Origin of the sequence: Janibacter zhaoxuefangae (genome assembly GCF_050271985.1) — a bacterium.
In the GTDB taxonomy this organism is placed as follows: Bacteria; Actinomycetota; Actinomycetes; order Actinomycetales; family Dermatophilaceae.
Window position 1 is genome coordinate 1,346,090 of sequence record NZ_CP189849.1, and the last position, 17,104, is coordinate 1,363,193.

Annotated in this window: 20 protein-coding genes and 1 tRNA gene; 10 read left to right on the top strand and 11 right to left on the bottom strand. The window is 71.0% G+C overall.

The genetic code is table 11. The features are described from left to right. Positions 1–10 precede the first annotated feature (10 nt). On the bottom strand, positions 11–709 hold the full coding sequence (locus ACQBAS_RS06345) for an MSMEG_4193 family putative phosphomutase (RefSeq protein ID WP_427385507.1): 699 nt from the start codon (positions 707–709) through the stop codon (positions 11–13). Between the two features lie 88 nt (positions 710–797). Here ACQBAS_RS06345 and ACQBAS_RS06350 point away from each other — a divergent pair, with 88 nt between their 5' ends. Beyond that, positions 798–1,805: a magnesium and cobalt transport protein CorA gene (locus tag ACQBAS_RS06350; protein WP_427385508.1), complete on the top strand. Its 1,008-nt coding sequence runs from the start codon at positions 798–800 to the stop codon at positions 1,803–1,805. A 21-nt stretch (positions 1,806–1,826) separates the two neighbouring features. Here ACQBAS_RS06350 and ACQBAS_RS06355 read toward each other — a convergent pair whose 3' ends face one another. Both ACQBAS_RS06355 and ACQBAS_RS06360 read right to left on the bottom strand, forming a co-directional pair. Next, positions 1,827–2,684, bottom strand: a complete 858-nt coding sequence (locus ACQBAS_RS06355) for an undecaprenyl-diphosphate phosphatase (protein WP_427385509.1) — start codon at positions 2,682–2,684, stop codon at positions 1,827–1,829. A 145-nt stretch (positions 2,685–2,829) separates the two neighbouring features. Further along, positions 2,830–3,171, bottom strand: a complete 342-nt coding sequence (locus ACQBAS_RS06360; protein ID WP_427385510.1) for a primosomal protein — start codon at positions 3,169–3,171, stop codon at positions 2,830–2,832. A gap of 39 nt (positions 3,172–3,210) precedes the next feature. Here ACQBAS_RS06360 and ACQBAS_RS06365 point away from each other — a divergent pair, with 39 nt between their 5' ends. After that, positions 3,211–3,423 carry a DUF5703 family protein gene (locus tag ACQBAS_RS06365; RefSeq protein ID WP_427385511.1) on the top strand — a complete coding sequence of 71 codons (213 nt, stop codon included), beginning with the start codon at positions 3,211–3,213 and terminating at the stop codon, positions 3,421–3,423. Here the strand turns inward: ACQBAS_RS06365 and ACQBAS_RS06370 are convergent. Beyond that, complete coding sequence (locus ACQBAS_RS06370; protein ID WP_427385512.1) at positions 3,407–4,747, bottom strand: M20/M25/M40 family metallo-hydrolase; 1,341 nt, start codon at positions 4,745–4,747, stop codon at positions 3,407–3,409. The genes ACQBAS_RS06365 and ACQBAS_RS06370 overlap by 17 nt on opposite strands. Before the next feature lie 62 nt (positions 4,748–4,809). Continuing rightward, positions 4,810–4,898: transfer RNA gene (locus ACQBAS_RS06375), tRNA-Leu, on the bottom strand. A gap of 168 nt (positions 4,899–5,066) precedes the next feature. Here ACQBAS_RS06375 and ACQBAS_RS06380 point away from each other — a divergent pair. The 3 genes from ACQBAS_RS06380 to ACQBAS_RS06390 are packed head-to-tail and all read left to right on the top strand — an operon-like array spanning position 5,067 to position 6,775. Further along, positions 5,067–5,834: a HipA family kinase gene (locus ACQBAS_RS06380; protein ID WP_427385513.1), complete on the top strand. Its 768-nt coding sequence runs from the start codon at positions 5,067–5,069 to the stop codon at positions 5,832–5,834. Next, positions 5,831–6,211, top strand: a complete 381-nt coding sequence (locus ACQBAS_RS06385; RefSeq protein WP_427385514.1) for a DUF3037 domain-containing protein — start codon at positions 5,831–5,833, stop codon at positions 6,209–6,211. Before ACQBAS_RS06380 ends, ACQBAS_RS06385 begins: the two co-directional genes overlap by 4 nt. Before the next feature lie 18 nt (positions 6,212–6,229). Then, on the top strand, positions 6,230–6,775 hold the full coding sequence (locus tag ACQBAS_RS06390; protein ID WP_427385515.1) for a YbhB/YbcL family Raf kinase inhibitor-like protein: 546 nt from the start codon (positions 6,230–6,232) through the stop codon (positions 6,773–6,775). On the opposite strand, the gene ACQBAS_RS06395 is transcribed toward ACQBAS_RS06390, so the two are convergent. The 5 genes from ACQBAS_RS06395 to ACQBAS_RS06415 all read right to left on the bottom strand — a co-directional run bounded on the left by ACQBAS_RS06395 (position 6,766) and on the right by ACQBAS_RS06415 (position 10,895). After that, positions 6,766–7,581, bottom strand: coding sequence for a TrmH family RNA methyltransferase (locus tag ACQBAS_RS06395; protein ID WP_427385516.1), 816 nt, complete (start codon positions 7,579–7,581; stop codon positions 6,766–6,768). The genes ACQBAS_RS06390 and ACQBAS_RS06395 overlap by 10 nt on opposite strands. Next, positions 7,581–8,348 carry a sulfite exporter TauE/SafE family protein gene (locus ACQBAS_RS06400; RefSeq protein ID WP_427385517.1) on the bottom strand — a complete coding sequence of 256 codons (768 nt, stop codon included), beginning with the start codon at positions 8,346–8,348 and terminating at the stop codon, positions 7,581–7,583. Before ACQBAS_RS06400 ends, ACQBAS_RS06395 begins: the two co-directional genes overlap by 1 nt. A 52-nt stretch (positions 8,349–8,400) precedes the next feature. Continuing rightward, entirely contained in the window at positions 8,401–9,516 is a 1,116-nt protein-coding gene (locus ACQBAS_RS06405; RefSeq protein ID WP_427385518.1) for an SPFH domain-containing protein, read from the bottom strand. A gap of 34 nt (positions 9,517–9,550) precedes the next feature. Beyond that, a complete protein-coding gene (locus ACQBAS_RS06410; RefSeq protein ID WP_427385519.1) occupies positions 9,551–10,012 on the bottom strand; it encodes an NfeD family protein in 462 nt (153 codons plus the stop codon). Positions 10,013–10,100: 88 nt separating this feature from the next. Then, positions 10,101–10,895 (bottom strand): ABC transporter ATP-binding protein, encoded by a 795-nt coding sequence (locus tag ACQBAS_RS06415; RefSeq protein WP_427385520.1) that lies wholly within the window; start codon positions 10,893–10,895, stop codon positions 10,101–10,103. Between the two features lie 78 nt (positions 10,896–10,973). Between ACQBAS_RS06415 and ACQBAS_RS06420 the strand changes: the two genes are divergently transcribed. Then, positions 10,974–11,732, top strand: coding sequence for a hypothetical protein (locus ACQBAS_RS06420; RefSeq protein WP_427385521.1), 759 nt, complete (start codon positions 10,974–10,976; stop codon positions 11,730–11,732). 40 nt (positions 11,733–11,772) lie between these two features. On the opposite strand, the gene glgA is transcribed toward ACQBAS_RS06420, so the two are convergent. Next, complete coding sequence (glgA, locus tag ACQBAS_RS06425; protein ID WP_427385522.1) at positions 11,773–12,963, bottom strand: glycogen synthase; 1,191 nt, start codon at positions 12,961–12,963, stop codon at positions 11,773–11,775. 47 nt (positions 12,964–13,010) lie between these two features. On the opposite strand from glgA, the gene glgC reads away from it, so the two are divergent. The 4 genes from glgC (at position 13,011) to ACQBAS_RS06445 (ending at position 17,047) form a co-directional block, all read left to right on the top strand. Further along, complete coding sequence (gene glgC / locus ACQBAS_RS06430; RefSeq protein WP_427385523.1) at positions 13,011–14,261, top strand: glucose-1-phosphate adenylyltransferase; 1,251 nt, start codon at positions 13,011–13,013, stop codon at positions 14,259–14,261. Continuing rightward, positions 14,258–15,112 (top strand): LLM class F420-dependent oxidoreductase, encoded by an 855-nt coding sequence (locus ACQBAS_RS06435; protein ID WP_427385524.1) that lies wholly within the window; start codon positions 14,258–14,260, stop codon positions 15,110–15,112. The genes glgC and ACQBAS_RS06435 overlap by 4 nt, the downstream gene beginning before the upstream one ends. A 19-nt stretch (positions 15,113–15,131) precedes the next feature. Then, the gene (serB, locus tag ACQBAS_RS06440; RefSeq protein ID WP_427385525.1) at positions 15,132–16,082 is read left to right on the top strand and encodes a phosphoserine phosphatase SerB; all 951 of its coding nucleotides are present in this window, start codon (positions 15,132–15,134) and stop codon (positions 16,080–16,082) included. A gap of 104 nt (positions 16,083–16,186) precedes the next feature. Beyond that, positions 16,187–17,047, top strand: a complete 861-nt coding sequence (locus tag ACQBAS_RS06445) for a cyanophycinase (RefSeq protein ID WP_427385526.1) — start codon at positions 16,187–16,189, stop codon at positions 17,045–17,047. The last annotated feature ends 57 nt before the right edge of the window (positions 17,048–17,104 follow it).

Below are 17,104 nucleotides of genomic sequence, written 5' to 3' on the forward strand. Positions count from 1 at the left end.
CGCCCAGCCGTCAGGCCGTGGCGCCGCCCACCGTGGCGTCCCCGGACGCGAGACCGGTGGCGGGGGCGGGCCGCCACAGCGGAGCCCCGGTGTCGTTGACCCGCAGAAGCGTGGCTCGGCCGTCCGTGAGGCGGATCAGCGACACCGAGGCCGGCGCGACGTGCCATCGCTGGAAGGCATCCAGTGGCGCACCCGCGGCGTGCGCCAGGACCGCCTTGAGCGGGTCCCCGTGGGACAGCGCGAGCCACAATGCGTCGGGGCCGTGACGGTGCGCCACCTCCGCGTCGATCCGCTCGATCGCGGCCACGGTGCGCGCCGCCATCGCCGTCAGGCTCTCCCCTTCGTGCTCCGCAGAGGCGGGGAAGGTCGCCCGCGACGGCTCATCTTGGACGGTGCGCCACAGGGGCTCCTTGGCCAGCTCGGCCAGGGGTCGACCGGTCCAGGCGCCGTAGTGGCACTCGCCCAGGTCGGCCTCGGTCGACGTCGTCACGTCCGGCTTCAGCTCGAGCAACGGTGCGGCCGTCTCCCGGCAACGCTCGAGGGGGCTCATGGCCACGTGGACCAGCGGGAGATCACGCAGGCGCTCGGCCACCTCTCGCGCCTGGCCGCGGCCGTCGTCATCGAGATGGACCCCGGGCGACCATCCGGCGAGCACCCCCGCGGCGTTGGCTGTGGAGCGCGCGTGGCGCAGGAGGATGACGGTGGGCACGCGGCCACTGTACGGCCGCCCCGGACCGTGGACGCTGGCGACGGCGCGCCGGGAGGTGCCACGGGGCGCCCGGGGCCACAATGAGGCGGTGATCGTCGATCAGGCCGTGTACGTCAAGGGTGCCCGCCGCGCCGAACCCTGCGGGGACCTCAGCGACGAGGTCGCCGCCCTGCGCGCGTCCGGTGACCCGACCGCCTTCGTCTGGATCGGTCTCAAGGACCCGACCCGGGAGGAGTTCCTCCACGTCAACGACGAGTTCGACCTGCACTCGCTGGCGATCGAGGACGCGCTCGCCCCCGATCAACGCGCCAAGATCGAGCGCTACCCGTCCGCCACCTTCGCCGTGCTGAAGACCGTCCGCTACATCGAGGAGACGTCCGACATCGAGACGGGCGACGTCAAGGTCTTCGTCGGTGACCACTACGTCGTCACGGTCCGTCAGGGCGAGGCCAACCCGCTCGACGGCGTGCGGCGGCGCCTCGAGGCGGACAGCGAGCACCTCAACCGCGGTGCCCTGAGCGCGCTGCACGTCATCGTGGACTCGGTCGTCGACAACTACGTCGCCGTCGACGAGGAGATCCAGAAGGACCTCGACGAGATCGAGGAGCGCGTCTTTGCCATGAAGCGGGTCGAGAGCACCGAGATCTACAAGCTCAAGCGCGAGGTGCTCGAGTTCAAGCGCGCGGTGCTCCCGCTGGCCCGGCCCATCGGGGCGCTGCACGCACCCACGTCCCCGCTCAAGGACGCGGAGATGCGTTTGTACTTCCGCGACGTCGCCGACCACCTGCTCGAGGTGATCGACCACACGGAGTCGCACGACCGGCTACTGACCGACATCCTCAACGTCCACCTCGCCCAGGTCGGTGTCCGGCAGAACGACGACATGCGCAAGATCTCGTCGTGGGTGGCGATCGCGGCCCTGCCGACGATGATCGCCGGCATCTATGGCATGAACTTCACGTACATGCCCGAGCTGACCGCGAGCGTCGCCGTCGGCGGCCACGAGTTCTATTACGGCTACTTCGTCATCGTCGCCGTCATCGTCGCCGGGTGCGCCGGCCTCTACCGCGAGTTCAAGCGCACCGGGTGGCTCTAGCCCCGGTGACGCTCACGCCGGTCAGGTCGCGCTGATCCAGCCGGCGCCCAGGGCCGCGAGGAGCACGAGGCCGAGCGCGACGCGGTACCAGACGAAGGACCGCAGCGAGTTGCCCGCGACGAACTTGAGCAGCCACGCGATCGAGGCGTAGGCCACGACGAAGGAGACGACGATGCCCACGAGCATCGGGCCCATGCCGAGATCGCCGAGGCTCGCGCGCTCCTCATAGGCCTGGAAGACGCCCGCCGCGGTCAGCGCGGGGATGGCCATGAAGAAGGAGAGTTCGGTGGCGGTGACCCGGTCGATGCCGCGAAGCAGCCCGGCCGAGATCGTGGCGCCGCTGCGGGAGACACCAGGGATGAGCGAGAAGCACTGGACGATGCCGATGATGAGCCCGTCGATGACGCGCACCCCGCCCTCGCCGCGAAGCGTGTCGCGCGAGGCCAACTGGTCGTGCCGCCGCTCGGCGACGAGCATGACGATGCTCCACAGGATGAGTGCCGCCGCGACGACCCACAGGCTGCGCAGGCTGCCGCTGATGAGGTCGCGCCCGAGGAAGCCGACAATGCCCACGGGGATGGAGCCGGCGATGACGGCCCACGCCAGGGCGTAGTCGTGCTCGGTGCGGGCGGCGCTGTCGGTGAGGCCGCGCACCCACGCCAGGAAGAGGCGGGCGATCTTCTTCGCGAAGAAGAGGAACGTCGCGACGATCGCACCGAACTGGATGATGATCGTGTAGGCGGTGACGGCCGGGTCGTCGACCTGGAGTCCCAGGAGTTGCTCCGCGATCGTCAGGTGCCCCGTCGAGGAGACGGGGAGGAACTCGGTGAGCCCCTCGACGATCCCGAGGACGACGGCATCGAAGTAGGACAGATCCACGCGCGGGTGCCTCAGGCTTTCAGTCGGAAGAAGGCCAACCGGGCAGGATCACCCGGGGACCGCCGGTCATCCTGACACGGGCGCCTCATCATCGGCTGGACGCGCGCCGCTCGCGATGGAACTGCGCGGACCGAACGCGGAGGGATCACCCCCGCGCGGGAGCGTCCTCGTCGGAGTCCTCGTCGTCGTCGTCGTCGTCGAGGTCGTCGTCATCGTCGTCATCGAAGTCGTCGTCGAACTCCTCGAGGTCATCGTCGTCCTCGTCGAGGTCGGCGTTCTCCTCGGGGGCCGTGTAGACCTCCAGCGGCGTCATCTCGCCGTAGGCGTCCAGGAGCGCGTCGTCATAGGCCTCGAAGGCGTCGGCCAAGTCGTCCCACGCTGCCAGGACGGCGGGATCGTCCTCGCCATGACGGCCGGCGGATGCCTCGAGGTGACGCTCGAAGGCGGCGACGAGGGTGTTCAGTGCGGCACGCGGGTCGACGCTCATGGGATGACCGTATCGGGAGTTCGGTCATTATGGGAGGCGATGATCGAGTACGAGTTCCGCACGTTGCGATTCCCCCGGGGCACCAGCCGCAACGAGATCCGCCGCGCCCTCGTCGACGAGGCCGAGTACGGCCACTGGGAGTTGGACTCGACGACCGTCTACGTCGACGGCTCGCAGCGTTCGCGGCTGCGCCGTCGGATCATCCGGGTCCCCCGCGCGCCCGCCGGCGCAGGCCTCAGCAGGTCGCGATGAGACGGCCCAGGACCGTCGTGCCGAAGACGAGCGACTCGACGGGCACGCGTTCGTCGATGCCGTGGAACATCGGTGCGAAGTCCAGCCCCGCCGGCAGACGCAGGGGCGCGAAGCCGTAGCCGGTGATCCCGAGGTGGCTGAGCGCCTTGTTGTCGGTACCCCCGGAGAGGCAGTACGGCAGGACGGTCGCCTCGGGGTCCTCCGCGAGCAGCGCGGCCTGCATCGCCTCGACGAGCGGCCCCGCGAAGGCGGTCTCGAGCGCGATGTCCCGGTGGTCGACGACGACCTCCACGCCCTCGCCGGCGAGCTCGCGCACCGTCGCCATCAGCTGCTCCTCGTGCCCCGGCAGGAAGCGGCAGTCCACCGAAGCCTGGGCGTTCTGCGGGATGACGTTGTGCTTGTAGCCGGCGGAGAACATCGTCACGTTCGCGGTGTCGCGCAGCGTCCCCCGCACGAAGCCCTCGGCGCCGCCGATCGCCGACACGATGGCGTCGACGTTGTCGGGGGTGCGCTCGATGCCGCTCAGTTCGCTGACGCCGTCGAGCAGGGCGTCCACGGAGGCGATGTACTCCCGCGGCCACTCGTGGGCGGCGATCCGGGCCACGGCGCCGGCGAGCCGGGCGATGGCGTTGTCGTCGTTGGGCACTGAACCGTGGCCCGCGCGTCCGGTCGCCTTCAGGTGGAGCCAGGCGATCCCCTTCTCCGCCGTCTGGAGCAGGTAGGCCCGTCGGTCCCCGTCGGGCGACGGGACGGTGACGCTGTACCCGCCGACCTCGCTGATCGCCTCGGTGACGCCAGCGAAGAGGTCCGGGCGCTCCTGGACGAGGTGGCCGCTGCCGAAGGTGCCACCGGCCTCCTCGTCGGCGAAGAAGGCGATGACGAGGTCGCGCGGCGGCACCGTGCCGGTGCGGGCGAGGTGGCGCACGTTCGCGAGGATCATCGCGTCCATGTCCTTCATGTCGACGGCGCCGCGACCCCAGATGCAGCCGTCACGCAGTTCGGCGGCGAAGGGGTCCACCTGCCAGTCCGCGGCGTCGGCCGGCACGACGTCCAGGTGACCGTGGATGCAGAGTGCCCCACGTTCCCGGTCGGCGCCGGGGATCCGCACGACGACGTTCGCGCGCCCCGGCGCGCTCTCGATGAGCTCGGGCTCGAGTCCGACCTCGCGCAGCCGCTCGACGACGTAGTCGGCTGCCGCGCGCTCCCCCGGCCCCGACCCGTCGCCGTAGTTGCTCGTGTCGATCCGGATCAGGTCTCGACACAGGTCCACGACCTCGTCCTCGGGACGAAGGGTCGAGGGCTGGTTCTGGGTCGCATCGGCCATGCGACCACTCTAGGTGGCCAACGAAAAGGGCCCCGACCGCAGTGGTCGGGACCCTTTTTCAGTGGTGTCCGAGGGGGGACTTGAACCCCCATGCCCTAATACGGGCACTAGCACCTCAAGCTAGCGCGTCTGCCAATTCCGCCACCCGGACGAGTGGTTGTCGAGCCGGCGTGGGTTCCTGCTCAACGACGGGAAACACTAACACGACATCCGCCCGAGTCCTAAACGCCTCCCCCGCAGCGGGATCCGCGTCGGGTCATCACGTCGTCGTCGGGGTCGGGCCGTCGGTCCGGAGGCTCACGAGCCCTACGCTGGGCAGGTGCTCGAGACCGTCACCGCCACCCGCTACGCCCTCCCGTTGAAGGAGGGCGGCTCCCTCCCCGGCCTCGTCGAGGCGAGCGATTGCGGCATGTACGTCGTGAAGTTCCGCGGCGCCGGCCAGGGCCTCAAGGTGCTCGTCGCCGAGGTCATCGTCGGGGAGCTCGCCCGCCGACTCGACATCGCGGTGCCCCGGCTCGTCGTTGTCGACCTCGTGCGCGACATCGCCCGCTACGAGGCCGATGAGGAGGTCCAGGACCTGCTGACGGCTTCGCTGGGCACCAACCTCGGCGTCGACTTCCTCCCCGGCTCCTTCGGCTACGACGGATCCCGCGCGGCGACCCCCGAGGTCGCCGACCCGATCGTCTGGCTGGATGCCTTCACCGCCAACGTCGACCGCACGTGGAGCAACCCCAACCTCCTGCTGTGGCACAAGGAGGTCTGGGCCATCGACCACGGCGCGGCGCTCTGGTTCCACCACGCCTGGCCGAGCAAGGGGCCGGACGCCCAGCGGTTCGCGGCGCAGCCCTTCGACGCGAGTCAGCACGTGCTGCTCGACTGCACGGCAGACCTCGCGGGGACGCACGAGCGGCTCGCGCCGCGACTGACCGACGAGGTCCTCACCGAGGTCGTGGCGATGGTGCCGACGGAGTGGCTCGAGCCCGCACCCGGCCTCGACTCCCCCGACGACGTCCGGGCCGCCTACGTCGCCCACCTTCGCGCCCGGCTCGACGCGCCGGCCGCCTGGCTGCCGGGAGGCGTCGCATGAAGCGCCACGCCTACCAGTACGTCACCCTGCGGTGCGTGCCGCGCGTCGACCGCGAGGAGTTCCTCAACGTCGGTGTCGTCCTCTACAGCCAGTCCGCCGACGTCCTCGATGCCTGCACGGCGCTCGATCCGGCGCGGCTGACCGCCTTCGCGCCCGAGCTCGACGTCGACGGCGTGACGGCGGCTCTGGCCATCGTCGCGGACGTGTGCGCCGGCGTGGAAGGGGGCGGGCGCCCCGTCCTCGGGCCACTGGGTCGCCGCTTCGGCTGGCTGAGCGCTCCGCGGAGCACGATCCTCCAGCCGTCACCCGTGCACAGCGGACTCACCGACGACCCCCGCGGGGAGCTCGAGGCGTTGTGCCGCCGCCTCGTCGGGTGACGTCCTAGGGTGGAGGGCATGAGCTTCGATCGCCCCATCGCACCCGAGCCCTACGGCCTGCTGCCCGCCGTGCCCTCCTTCACCGTCGTCAGCGACGACGTCGCCGAGGGCGCGCCCCTCGCGCAGGCGCAACTCTTCGACGACTGGGGTGTGGGTGGCGGCAACGTCTCGCCTCACCTCTCGTGGAGCGGTGCCCCCACAGGCACCAAGAGCTACGCCGTGTCCTGCTTCGATCCGGACGCGCCGACCCCGGCCGGCTTCTGGCACTGGACGGTCGTCGGCATCCCCGCCGACGTCACCGAGCTCGCCGCGGGCGCCGGCGCCGAGGGCGGCGCCGACCTGCCCGAGGGCGCCTTCCACATCGCCACGGACTACGGCACGAAGGCCTTCGGCGGCGCGGCTCCGCCGGCCGGTGACCGGCCGCACCGCTACGTCTTCGCCGTGCACGCCCTCGACACCGACGACCTCGGCATCGACGACTCCGTGACCTCGACGGTGGCCGCCTTCACCTACGGCAGCCACACCATCGCGCGTGCGACGCTGACGGGGACCTGTCAGCTCTGAGGGACGCGGAGGGCGTAGGCCGCGACGGCGCCCGCGGCGGCCACGTTGAGGGAGTCCACTCCCCCGGCCATCGGGATCGTGACGACCGCGTCGGCGGCGGCCAGGGTGCGCCGGGACAGGCCGTCGCCCTCGGTCCCCAGGACGAGAGCGACCTTCTCCGGGGCGGTCGCCGCGTAGGTGTCGAGGTCGACGGCGTCGTCGGACAGCGCCAGGGCGGCCACGGCGAAACCCTCGGCGCGCAGGTCGTCCACGGCACGGGGCCACGGCTCGATCCGGCCCCACGGCACCTGGAAGACGGTGCCCATGCTGACGCGGATGGCTCGCCGGTAGAGCGGGTCCGCGCAGCGCGGGGTGATGAGCACGGCGTCGAACCCCAGCGCGGCGACGCTGCGGAAGACGGCACCGACGTTGGTGTGGTCGACGACGTCCTCGAGAATGAGCACACGCCGCGCATCCCGCACCAGCTCCGCCACCGGGACGGGCGCGGGTCGGTGCATGGCGGCGAGCGCGCCCCGGTGGAGGTGGAAGCCGGTCAGGCTCTCGATGACGTCGTGCTCGGCCGTGAAGACGGGGATCCCTTGCGCCTCGGCGTCGGCCACGAGGTCGGCGAGGTCGGTGAGCCACCGCGTGGCCATCAGGAACGACCGGGGCCGATGCCCCGCGCGCAGCGCGCGGCGGATGATCTTCTCCGACTCGGCGATGTAGAGCCCGCCTTCGGGCTCCTTGATCCGGCGTAGGGCGACGTCCGTGAGCCGGACGTAGTCGTCCAGGGCGGGGTCGGCGGCATCGGTGAACTCGATCGGCATCAGGTCAGCACCAGGTGGGCGATGGCGACGACACCGATGAGCACGATGACGGCGCGGAGGACGGTGGGTGGAAGGCGGCGACCAACGGACGCTCCGATGAGCCCGCCGATGAGGGCGCCGCTGAGGATGAGGCCGGCGACGGTCCAGTCGATGGCCTCGGGTTCGACGACGATGAAGACCAGGGCAGCGACGAAGTTGACGACGGTGCCGAGGACGTTCTTGACGCCGTTGAGGCGCTGCAGGGGCTCGGCGCTGAAGGTGCTGAGCAGACCGATGAGCAGGACACCCTGCGCCGCCCCAAAGTAGCCGCCGTAGACGCCGGCCAGCAGCACCCCCGCCACGAGTGCCACGACGTGCGAGCGCGGGGGCACGCCGTCCCGGTGATGGGCGGCCGCCCAGCGCTGGAGTCGCGGTCCGACGATGACGAGGACGATGCCCAGCAGGATGAGGAGCGGCACGATCCGCTCGAAGGCCTCCGGCGGCAGGACGAGCAGGAGCAACGCACCAGCGATGCCGCCGATGAGCGAGGCCGGGACGAGCCGGCGCAGGGCGGGGAGCATGGCTCGAACCTCGCGCCGATAGCCCCAGACGCCGGTGACTCCCCCGCCGACGAGGCCGAGGCTGTTCGAGACGTTGGCGACGACCGGCGGATAGCCGAAGAACAGCAGCACCGGGAAGGTGACGAGGGTGCCGGAACCGACGACCGTGTTGATCGTGCCCGCCCACACCCCGGCCAGGATGATGGCGAGGGCTTCCCAAAGCGGCACCCGGCCACCCTAAGGGGGAGGCCGGGTGCCGATGGTGTCGGGTTGGCTGCCGTCAGTGGCCGGTGACGTCCGGTGTCCCGGGCTGCGGGGGCCGCGGCGGCACCGCGTCGGGCGACGGAGGGGTCGGCGGCTGGACGCGAGGACGGGGGTTGGCGTGCTCGCCGGCCTCAAGGCTGGCCTGACCCGCCTGGCCGCGAGCCTCCTTCAGGGCCTGGGCCGGGTCCTCGAGGACGGTCTCCTCGAAGACATTGCCCTCCTCCTCCGGGCCGGGCTCGACCCAGCCGTCGTCGCCTTCGGACTCGTCACCCTTGCCGAGCATGCCGCCGATGCCGCGCAGGGCATCGGTGAGCTCGGAGGGGATGATCCACATCTTGTTGGAGTCACCGCGAGCGATCTGCGGGAGCACCTGCAGGTACTGGTAGGCGAGCAGCTTCTGGGTCGGCTTGCCGCGGTGGATGGCGTCGAAGACCTGCTTGATGGCGCGGGCCTGACCCTGGGCCTCGAGGACCCGGGCCTGGGCCGAACCCTCGGCACGCAGGATCTGGCTCTGCTTCTCACCCTCGGCGGTGAGGATGTTGGACTGCTTCACGCCCTCGGCGTTGAGGATCTGGGCGCGACGCTCGCGCTCCGCCTTCATCTGCTTCTCCATGGACTCCTGGATCGACATGGGCGGGTCGATGGCCTTGAGCTCGACCCGGTTGACTCGGATACCCCAGCGGCCGGTCGCCTCGTCGAGGGCTCCACGGAGCTGACCGTTGATCTGGTCGCGGCTGGTGAGGGTCTGCTCGAGGTCGAGTGAACCGATGACGTTGCGGAGCGTGGTGACGGTGAGCTGCTCGATGCCCTGGATGAAGTTGGCGATCTCGTAGACGGCCGACTTGGCGTCGATGACCGTGTAGTAGATGACCGTGTCGATGTTGACGACGAGGTTGTCGCTCGTGATCACCGGCTGCGGGGGGAAGGAGACGACCTGCTCACGCAGGTCGATCTGGGCCCGCACCTTGTCGACGAAGGGGACGAGGACGTGGATGCCGCCCTCGAGCGTGCGCGCGTAGCGGCCGAGTCGTTCGATGATGAGCGCCGTCTGCTGCGGCACGATCCGGACCGTCTTGAAGAGGATGACCAGCGCAAAGACGATCAGCGCCAGCAGGAAGATGAACGGTTCCATGTGGAGACTCCCAGGGTGGTGGTTCGTGGCGCGCTCAGTGCGCGGAGGTGCCTTGGCGGTGGGTGACGAGCGCGGTGGCGCCCTCGATGGCGAGGACGCGGACCTCGTCGCCCGGCTCGCACGGCTGCTCGCCGTCGGGGACCCGGGCGCTCCACGTCTCGCCGTTGAGGCGGACCCGCCCGTCCGTCTCGGTGACGGTCTGCACGACGCGGGCCAGTTGGCCGGTGAGGCCGCTCGCGCCGATCCGGTGGTCGGTGGTCGTCGAGAACTGACGCTTGATCAGCGGACGGACGACGACGAGCAGGGCGAGCGCCAGGACCACGGCCACGATGACCTGGGCCACGAGCGGCGCCCCGAGCGCGGCCGCAATCCCCCCGGCGACCATGCCGCCGGCGACCATCAGGAAGACGAAGTCGACGGTGGCGGCCTCGACCGCCACGAGCACGAGTGCACCCGCCAACCAGGCGAGCCACAGATTGTCGTCGAGCCAGTTCATCTCTTCCTCCCCTGTCACACAGTGACGGCGAACGCCCTCACCCCGAGCCTATGACGCGACCGGCCCCGTCGGTGCGCGGGACGCGTGATCAGCCGTCGGACGTGCGGGCGCGCGCAGTCCAACGGCGGCCGTGCTGTTCCAGGATGAGATCAAGCCCGAAGGTGGCCGACAGGTTCTCCTCCGTCAGCGTGATCTCGATGGGACCCTGTGCCACGACGGCGCCGTCCCGGATCAGCAGGACGTCGGTGAAGTGGGGCGGGATCTCCTCGACGTGATGCGTGACGAGGACGAGGGCGGGGGCCTCGAGGTCCTCCGCGATCCGACCGAGCCGAGCCACGAGGTCCTCGCGTCCCGCGAGGTCGAGGCCGGCGGCGGGCTCGTCGAGGAGCATGAGCTCCGGGTCGGTCATGAGGGCTCGCGCGATCTGGACGCGCTTGCGCTCGCCCTCCGACAACGTGCCGTAGGTCCGCTCGCGCAGATGACCCGCGCCGAGGGCGTCGAGCAGTTCATCGGCGCGACCGGCGTCCATGTCCTCGTAGGACTCGTGCCAACGGCCGACGACCCCGTAGGAGGCCGTCATGACGACGTCGATGACCCGCTCACGGGGCGGGATCCGCTCGGCGAGCGCCGCACTGGCGAGGCCGATGCGCGGCCGCAGCTCGAAGACGTCGACGGCGCCCAGGACCTCGCCCAGGACACCGGCCACCCCGGTCGTGGGGTGCATGCGTCCGGCGGCGAGTTGGAGCAGCGTGGTCTTGCCGGCTCCGTTGGGGCCCAGCACCACCCAGCGCTGGCCCTCCTCGACCTCCCAGTCGATCTCGGACAGCAGCGTGGCGTCACCGCGGACGACGCTGACCCCGGCAAAGGCTAGGACGTCGCTCATGTCCGGCACCCTAGTTCACCCGGCTCCGCAGCCGGGGCAGGACCCGCGACGACTCGGAGGGCCGCCTACGATGTCGCGGTGCCCGAGCTGCCTTCGTCCGTCCGTGTCGCCCTCTGGGTGACGCGCGCCTGGGCCGACGGGACGCCGATCGAGGAGATCCTCCCCCGCGCGCTTCCTGACGTGCACGTCGTGACCGGCGACGTCGAGCGACTGGCGACCTGGCGGGAGTTCGGCGAGAGCGCACTCCTCGTCGCGCTCCCGGCGGCCGGCGACATCACCGGCCTCCCGGCGACGAGCCCGGAGGCGCTCGACGAGGCGGTGGCGGCCGGTGAGGCGCTCGTGGCCCCGGGACTGGGAGGGCTGCTCGTGCCCGACGTGCGCACCTTCGGCAGCGAGCTCGAGCCGGGAACCCTCCTGGAGTGGCACGCCCACGACGCCCAGCCCGTCCCGCGCCACCGGGTCGAGGCCCTCGACGCGGGCGAGTTGGAGCGCCAGCTGCGGACGCGGCTCGAGCGCGACACGGCCGTGCTCGACGCCATCGGCGGGCAACCCTTCGGCGCGGGTGCGGCCCGCGAGCTGGCCGACAACGCGTTCGGCGCCCGATGGGGACTGCCGCCGGGGATCCCGCCGCGAGCGCAGCGGGTCATCCACGTCGCCGCGACGGTCTCCCTCGTGGCGCGACTGGGCCTCGAGGTGCCCGACGGTGCCCTCGTCGCGAGCATCGCCGCGCAACGCGAGGACGTGCTGCGCGGGTTGCTCCGCGCCGCCGAACGGACCCTTGCGGACGCGACAAATGCGGCCAGTGCGGCCCTCGCCGGGTGGGTGCCCGCGCGCTGAGCGACCGTCGACCCGGCCGGCACGCTGCCCGAGGCGGTGCTCAGCCCAGGACGGCGCGATAGACCTCGAGGGTCCGGTCCCCGATGCTCGACCACGAGAAGTGCTCGACGGCACGAGCCCGTCCGGCGAGCCCGCGCCGGCGGGCCCGCTCGGGGTCGCTCACGGCCTCGTTGAGGGCGGCCGCGAGATCGGCGACGAAGACGTCCTCGTCCACCGGCGTGCCGGTGCCGTCGTCGACCTGCTCGATCGGCACGAGCCAGCCGGTCTCTCCGTCGACGACGACCTCGGGGATGCCGCCGGTGGCCGTCGCGACGACGGCGAGCTCGCAGGCCATGGCCTCAAGGTTGACGATGCCCAGCGGCTCGTAGACCGAGGGGCAGGCGAAGACCGTGGCCGCACTGAGCAGCGCGACGACGTCCTCGCGCGGCAGCATCTCGGCGATCCAGACGACGCCGTCACGGGTGCGACGAAGGTCGGCGATGAGGACCTCGACCTCGGCCTGGATGGCAGGAGTGTCCGGGGCCCCGGCGCAGAGCACGAGCTGGACCTCCGGCGGGAGGGCCGCTGCGGCGCGCAGCAGGTAGGGCAGGCCCTTCTGGCGCGTGATGCGGCCGACGAAGAGCACGGACGGGCGGTCCGGATCGACGCCGAGTCGGCGGACCGTGTCGGGGTCCGTCCGGGGCTGCCACAGCTGGCTGTCGATGCCGTTGTGCACGACGTGCACCCGGTCAGGGTCGATCGAGGGATAGGAGCGCAGCACGTCCGCGCGCATGCCGGCGCTGACGGCGATGACGCCCGCGGCGGCCTCGTAGGCGGTGCGTTCGATGAAGGAGGACACGCGGTAGCCGCCGCCGAGCTGTTCGGCCTTCCACGGGCGCAGGGGCTCGAGGCTGTGCGCCGACACGACGTGCGGTGCGCCGGTCAGCAGCGAGGCCACGTGCCCGGCGAAGTTGGCGTACCAGGTGTGCGAGTGGACGAGGTCGGCGCCCACGCAGTCGTCGGCCATCGCGAGGTCGACGCCCATCGTCGTCAGCGCCGCGTTGGCCCCCTTCAGCGTGGCCGGATCGGGATAGGCGGTGGTCCCCGCCTCGCCACGGTCGTCGCCGAAGCATCGGACCTGCACGTCGATGTCGCCGCGCGCGCGCAGGGCCCGCACCAGCTCGGCCACATGGACGCCGGCTCCGCCGTAGACGGCCGGGGGGTACTCCTTGCTCAGGATGTCGACTCGCACGTCGGCGAATCTACCCGCGATGTGCGCCCTGACCCTAGGATCGCGACATGGCATTCCGAACTGGCGGTCCACGGGTCCTCGCCATCGTCCTCGCGGGTGGGGAGGGCAAGCGGCTCATGCCCCTGACGGCTGACCGCGCGAAGCCCGCGGTCCCCTTCGGAGGCATCTACCGACTGATCGACTTCGCACTGAGCAACGTCGTCAACTCCGGCTACCTCAAGGTCGTCGTGCTGACGCAGTACAAGTCGCACAGCCTCGACCGGCACGTGACGAAGACGTGGCGAATGTCGAGCATGCTCGGCAACTACGTGGCCCCGATCCCGGCGCAGCAGCGCATGGGTAAGCACTGGTACCTCGGCTCCGCCGACGCGATCTACCAGTCGCTCAACGTCATCGAGGACGAGCGCCCCGACTACGTCGTCGTCGTCGGGGCCGACCACGTCTACCGTATGGACTTCTCCCAGATGGTCGAACAGCACATCGAGACCGGGGCCGGGGTCACCGTCGCCGCGATCCGACAACCGCGCTCGCTCGCCGACCAGTTCGGCGTCATCGAGGTCAACGGCGACGACCCCCGCCGGATCTCCGCCTTCCGCGAAAAGCCGACGGACGCCCAGGGCCTACCCGACTCCCCCGACGAGGTCTTCGCCTCCATGGGCAACTACGTCTTCGACGCCGAGGTCCTGCGTGACGCGGTCACCCGGGACCAGGAGACCGAGGGCAGCAAGCACGACATGGGTGGCGACATCGTCCCCGCCTTCGTGGCCGACGGGTCCGCCTGGGCCTACGACTTCAAGGACAACCTCGTCCCGGGACGGACCGAACGAGACGCCGGCTACTGGCGAGACGTCGGGACCCTCGACTCCTACTACGACGCGCACATGGACCTCATCTCCATCGTGCCCGTCTTCAACCTCTACAACTACGACTGGCCGATCCTCACCGATTACGGCCCCTTCCCTCCGGCCAAGTTCGTCCACGGCTCCCAGGGTCGCTTCGGCGAGGCGCTCAACAGCGCCGTCTCCCCCGGCGTCGTCATCTCCGGCGGCCGGGTGACCGGGTCGATCCTGTCGCCGCAGGTGCACGTCCACAGCTACACGACCATCGAGGACTCGGTACTGCTCGACGGGGTCCGGGTGCAGCGCAACTGCCGGATCCGCCGGGCGATCATCGACAAGAACGTCGTCGTGCCCGAGGGGACGTCCATCGGCTACGACCGTGAGGAGGACCTCGCTCGCGGCTTCGTCGTCACCGAGTCGGGCCTGACCGTCATCGGCAAGGGCCAGGTCATCGCGTGACCGACTCCGAGCAGTCCGGCTTCCCGGTCCGCGTCGGGGTGCAGATCCAACCGCAGCATGCGGAGTACGCCGACCTGCGCCGCGCCGTGGCGCAGGCAGAGGAGCTGGGCGCGGACGTCATCTTCACGTGGGACCACTTCTTCCCGCTGTACGGAGATCCGGACGGCAAGCACTTCGAGTGTTGGACGCTGCTGGCCGCCATGGCCGAGGCGACCGCGCGGGTCGAGATCGGCGCCCTCGTCACCTGCAACAGTTATCGGAACCCCCACCTCCTGGCCGACATGGCGCGGACCGTGGACCACATCTCCGACGGCCGCCTCATCCTCGGCATCGGCTCGGGATGGTTCGAGCGCGACTACGAGGAGTACGGCTACGAGTTCGGCCGCGCCGGCACCCGGCTCGACGCCCTCGACCGTGACCTGCCGCTGATTCGCTCGCGATGGGCCCAACTCAACCCGCCTCCGACCCGCCCCATCCCCGTCCTCATCGGCGGTGGTGGTGAGAAGAAGACGCTGCGGATCGTCGCGGAGCACGCCGACGTCTGGCACACCTTCGGCGACGCCGAGACCATCACCCACAAGGGTGGGGTGCTCAGGGACTGGTGCGCGAAGGTCGGCCGCGACCCGGCCGAGATCGAGTGGTCCGCGGGGGTGTCGGCTCGCCCGGGCCGGTTGCCCGAGGACGTCGACGACTACGCGAGCAGCGCCGAGGAACTGCGCCGCGCCGGGGTCACCCTTCTCACCTATGGAGTGGGCGGCCCGGACCACGACCTGGGGCCGCTGCGGGAGCTCCTCGACTGGCGTGACGACGTGCGTCGCCAGTCCCCGGACGCCGCAGTGCCGCAAGGCTGATCCGCATAGGGTGCGGCCCGTGTCCAACGACTCCAGTCCTGCCCCCGCAGCCGACGTCACGATCACCCTCGTGGGTGACTCCGTCCCCGACTCGGCCGTGCGTGCCGTCGGCGCGGTGCTCGAGGGGGCCGGCCTGACGGTCGCCCCCGCGGAGGTGACCTCCCACTCCCCCGTCGCTGCGATCGTTGTGCGCGCCACCGCCTCCGACACCTCACGAGGCATCGGGGAGCTGCGCGCACAGGTGGCCCCCGTGGCCGTCGAGCACGGCATCGACATCGCCGTCGTCCCGACGGCACTGTGCGGCCTGTCCGCGCGACTGGTCGTCATGGACGTCGACTCCACCTTCATCCGCGACGAGGTCATCGAACTCATCGCCGAGCACGCCGGCACTCGGGATGAGGTGGCGGCCGTGACGGAGGCGGCCATGCGCGGCGAGCTCGACTTCGCCCAGAGCCTGCACGCCCGTGTCGCCACGCTCGCCGGCCTGTCCGCGGACGTGCTCGACGACGTCCGCGACGCGGTGCGGGTCACTCCCGGCGCCGCGACCCTCGTCCGCACCGTCAAGGAACTCGGTGGCTCCGTCGCGCTCGTCTCCGGAGGTTTCGAGGAGATCGTGGCCCCGCTGGCAGCCGGCCTCGGCGTCGACCACGTGCGCGCGAACCGCCTCGAGATCGTGGACGGTCGCCTGACCGGGAAGGTGCTCGGTGCCGTCATCGACCGGGCGGCGAAGGCCGTCGCGCTGAGGGAGTTCGCGCTCGCCTCGGGCCTCCCCCTGGAGACGTCCCTGGCCATCGGCGACGGGGCCAACGACCTCGACATGCTCGATCTGGCCGGGCTGGGCGTCGCCTTCAACGCGAAGCCGGCCCTGCGCGCGCGGGCCGATGCCTCGCTCACCGTCGGTCGGCTCGATGCCGCCCTGCACCTCGTCGGGATCCCGCGGTCCGCCTTCGTCCTCGCAGAGGGCGACTGAGGGAGCGCCGCGACACCCTCCACCCCGACACCAGGAACCGGACACGGGGCGGCACACCTGAGCACCTGAGCGACCGGGCGCCCTTGGCGCACTACGCTTGCGCAATGGCCAGCGAGACCACCTCCCCACCCCGCAAGCTCTTCATCATCGGCGGCGCGGAGGACCGGGTCGGCCGCGCCACGGTCCTGCGCCGCTTCGTGCGGATCGCCGGGGGCCGGCGGTCCCGGATCGTCATCATCCCGACCGCATCGTCCTTCCAGGACGAGGTCGTCGAGGCCTACACCGAGGTCTTCATGCGGCTGGGCTGCTCGCAGATCGAGGTCGTGAACCCGGCCAACCGACGCGAGGCGTCGGACCCGGAGGCGGTCCGCCGGATCGACGACGCCACCGGTGTCTTCATGAGCGGTGGCTCGCAGCTCAAACTCAGCCAGTACCTGCCGGGCACGCCGTTGGGTGAGGCCCTGCACCGCGCGCACGACCGCGGGGCCGTGGTCGGTGGCACGTCGGCCGGGGCATCGATCATGAGCCAGTTCATGATCTCCCTCGGCGATGAGGGCGTCACGCCCCGCCAGCACTCGAGCCAGCTGAGCCATGGGCTGTCGCTCCTCGAGGGCTTCGTCATCGACCAGCACTTCGGGCAGCGCTCGCGCTATGGCCGCCTGATGTCGATCATCGCCGGGTCCCCGAACCTCGTGGGGATCGGCATCGACGAGGACACGGCCCTCGAGGTCACCGACGCCCGCGAGGCGGTCGTCCACGGCCGCGGCGTCGTCTTCGTCATCGACGAACGCAGCGCCGTCACGGACGCACCGGACGCCCGGTCGGGCGCTCCCCTGCTCGTCTCCGGTGCCGTCGTGCACTCGCTCCCCGCGGGAGCGACCTTCGACCTGGAGACGCTCACGCTGACCGACTTCGTCGAGAAGCACCCCGACATCGCCGTCAGCCTGACCGCCGCACGGTCCTGACCCCCCCCGTCGCTCCACCCGCCCCAACTCGCCCGACGCATTCCGTCCCACACCCGA